This window comes from Burkholderia sp. E168m23 (assembly GCF_016586125.1).
GTDB lineage: Bacteria > Pseudomonadota > Gammaproteobacteria > Burkholderiales > Burkholderiaceae > Burkholderia > Burkholderia orbicola.
In genome coordinates this window covers 1-3,133 of the sequence record NZ_BCPP01000855.1, presented here as the reverse complement: position 1 = coordinate 3,133, position 3,133 = coordinate 1, and the positions used below count along the sequence as shown (strand labels likewise).

At 67.5% G+C, this 3,133-nt stretch carries 3 protein-coding genes; all 3 read right to left on the bottom strand.

Annotated features, from left to right (window positions below; all coding sequences use genetic code 11):
• Positions 1-585: acyl-CoA dehydrogenase N-terminal domain-containing protein (locus JMF90_RS30815; RefSeq protein ID WP_201325861.1), on the bottom strand; the 585-nt coding region annotated here is incomplete at its 3' end.
• 404 nt (positions 586-989) lie between these two features.
• On the bottom strand, positions 990-2,150 hold the full coding sequence (locus JMF90_RS30810; RefSeq protein ID WP_201317466.1) for an AraC family transcriptional regulator: 1,161 nt from the start codon (positions 2,148-2,150) through the stop codon (positions 990-992).
• Positions 2,150-3,133, bottom strand: a 984-nt coding sequence (locus JMF90_RS30805; RefSeq protein WP_201325860.1) for an AMP-binding protein, incomplete at its 5' end; no start/stop codon positions are given. The genes JMF90_RS30810 and JMF90_RS30805, both read right to left, overlap by 1 nt.

Sequence of the window (3,133 nt, the reverse complement as noted above, 5' to 3'; positions counted from 1 at the left end):
GAAGATCTTGGTGCCGAATACCTTGTAGGTGCCGTCGCCCTGCGGCTCCGCGCGCGAGCGCACCAGCGCGAGGTCGGAGCCGGCCTGCGGCTCGGTCAGGTTCATCGTGCCGGTCCATTCGCCGGAGATCAGCTTCGGCACGTAGCGCTGCTTCTGCTCGTCGGTGCCGGCCGTCAGCAGCGCCTCGATCGCGCCGTCGGTGAGCAGCGGACACAGCGCGAACGACAGGTTCGATGCGTTCAGCATCTCGATGCACGGCGTCGCGATCAGCTTCGGCAACCCCTGGCCATCGTATTCGGCCGGATGCTGCAGCCCCTGCCAGCCGCCTTCGACGAACTGGCGGAACGCTTCGCCGAAGCCCGGCGTCGCGGTCACGACGCCATCCTTCCAGCTGCTCGGGTTGCGGTCGCCTTCGACGTTCAGCGGCGCCAGCACCTCGCCGCAGAATTTCGCGGACTCGTCGAGCACGGCCTGCGCCGTGTCGTAACCGGCATCCTCGAAACCCGGCAACTGCGCAACGGCGTCGATGCCCGCGAGTTCCTTCAGCACGAACAGCATGTCCTTGACGGGGGCGTTATAGCTCATGGTCGATGTTCCAATCAGGCGGTGAATAGGGCGCCGGGGGTACGGTACGGCAAAACCGGCCAGAACCGGCGACGTGATGGGCCATCCTAACGCCGGGGTGCCGGATTTTCATTGTCATATCCGGCCCACATGGTGACAAAATCGGCCACGTCACGCACCAGCGGCGCCCCCCGCATGCGGCGGAGAAGCCCGTCTGGCGGGCATCAGCGCCCGATTTGTCCGCATCGGAAATCGCGATAAAGCGCGCCAAAAAAGCGATCAAGCGCGCGCCCGCCTGCCCGGCTCGAGCGGCAAAGGGGCGCCTGTTATGGGAGTGTCCGCTGAAAACCGGGCCATGAAAACCGCAAGGGAACCGCTTATGGGATTCGATCCGGAAAGCTGCGACTTACCGCCCCGCGCCCGCGTCACGCCCGACGCCGGTACGTCCCTGGCGTACTCCCCGTCCAGTGCCGGAACGCGCGATGAAACGCGCTCGGATCGTCGAAGCCGATATCGGCGCCGATCGCCGCGATCGTGTCCGGCGTGTCGGTCAGCCGCTGGATCGCGATATCGCGCCGCAGCTCGTCCTTCAGCACCTGGAACGTCGTCCCTTCGGCGGCCAGGTGGCGGCTCAGCGTGCGCACCGAACAATGCAGGTGCTCGGCCGCCTGGTCGATCACGGGCAGATCCGGCAGCGCGGCCGACAGGTACTGCCGCACGCGGTGGCACACGAGCTGTTCGCTGAACGATTCGAAGATCCAGTCGCCGGGCGCACGCGCGAGAAACTTGCTCAGGTTGCGCTTGCTCTGCCGGATCGGCGCGTCGAGATAATCGGCGCTGAAGCGCATCAGCGTGCGCGCGCAGTCGAACTGCACGGCGCCGGTGAAGAAGTACAGGTGATCGACCGCATGGCGCGGCCGCGGGCACGCGAACTCGATCTGCAGCAGCGGGATCTTCTGGCCGATCAGCCAGGAGCACACGCCGTGCACGAGCTTGAGCATCAGCTCCTGGCCGAGCGCGCCGATCGGCCCAATGGCGTCGTTCGGGCGCAGCAGCACCTGCGCGACGAGATCGTCGCGCTTCGATTCGACGAAGAAGTCGTCGAGCAGGATATGGAAGAATTGCCCGAAACGATGCAGCGCCGTTTCGAGGTTGCGCGCATCGAGCAGGCTCAGGCACAGGTACTTCAGCGTGCCGCCGCGCAGCGGCCGCGAGAAGATGCCGGGCATCTCGTCGTCGAGATCGATCGCGAGCGTGCGGTACAGCGTCGAGAACTGCTCCTCCGTCACACGCGCGTGCGGCTCGCCGAGCAGCTCGATCGGAATGCCGGCGCCGCGCAGGTAGCGCTCGACCACGTCGCGCTGCACGCCCGCGCTCGCGAGAAAGCCGTTGACGAGCGAGATCGGCACCGTCGCGCTCGGCGAAGGCAGCGCACGCCCGGGCCGGGCGGAAAGTGAATCTGAGCCGGTCATCGCGTCCCCGTCGATCGAACCGAGCGCATTGTACTTGAGCGGCCCGCGCGCCACCTTCGGGGTCGTCGGCGCACCGAGCCGCGCAGCCGAGGCCGCGCGGCGCGCCGCTCTCATCAGTCGGTGCGGCTGAGTTCCCGGCGCAGGATCTTGCCGACCGTCGACTTCGGCAGCCGGTCGACGAAGCGCACGAGCTTCGGCACCTTGTACGCGGCCAGGCTCGCGCGGCAATGCGCGACGAGTTGCGCTTCCGTCACGTCTGCGTCCGGCGCAAGCACCACGAACAGCTTGACGGCCTCGCCCGTGCGCGGGTCCGGCACGCCGATGCACGCGCATTCCGCGACGCCCGGCAGCGCGGTCGCGACCGCTTCCACCTCGTTCGGGTACACGTTGAAGCCGGACACGATGATCATGTCCTTCTTGCGGTCGACGATCCGCAGGAAGCCGGCCGCGTCGAACACGCCGACGTCGCCGGTGCGGAAATAGCCGTCCGCCGTGAACGCGGCCGCGTTCGCGTCCGGTTTCTGCCAGTAGCCGCTCATCACCTGCGGCCCCTTCACGCAGATCTCGCCCGCTTCGCCGATCGCCACCTCGCGATCCTGGTCGTCGAGCAGCTTCACGTCGGTCGACGGCAGCGGCAGGCCCGTGGTGCCCGTGAAACGGTCGATCGACTGCGGGTTGAACGACACGACCGGCGACGTTTCCGACAGCCCGTAGCCCTCGCGGATGAAGTTGCCGGTCACTGCCTTCCAGCGCGACGAGATCACGTCGATCACCGCCGCGCCGCCGCCGGCCGACAGCTTCAGCCGCGACCAGTCGACCTCCTTCAGCCGCGGATGGCCCGCCAGCCCCGCGTACAGCGTGTTCACGCCGACGAACACCGTCGGCCGCGCGGCCTTCAGCACGTCGATGAATCCGTCCATGTCGCGCGGGTTCGCGACGAGCCAGTTCTGCGCGCCGATCGCGAAGTAGGACAGGAAGTTCACCGTCAGCGCGAAGATGTGATACAGCGGGATCGCGGTGACGACGACTTCCTCGCCCGGCCGGCGCGCATCCGGCACGATCGCCGCGAACTGCGCGATGTTCGCGACGAGGTTGCG

What these genes read in the sequence shown, in the direction of transcription:
- JMF90_RS30810 (WP_201317466.1), bottom strand. Translation starts at nt 2,150, where the DNA reads ATGAGAGCGGCGCGCCGCGCGGCCTCGGCTGCGCGGCTCGGTGCGCCG.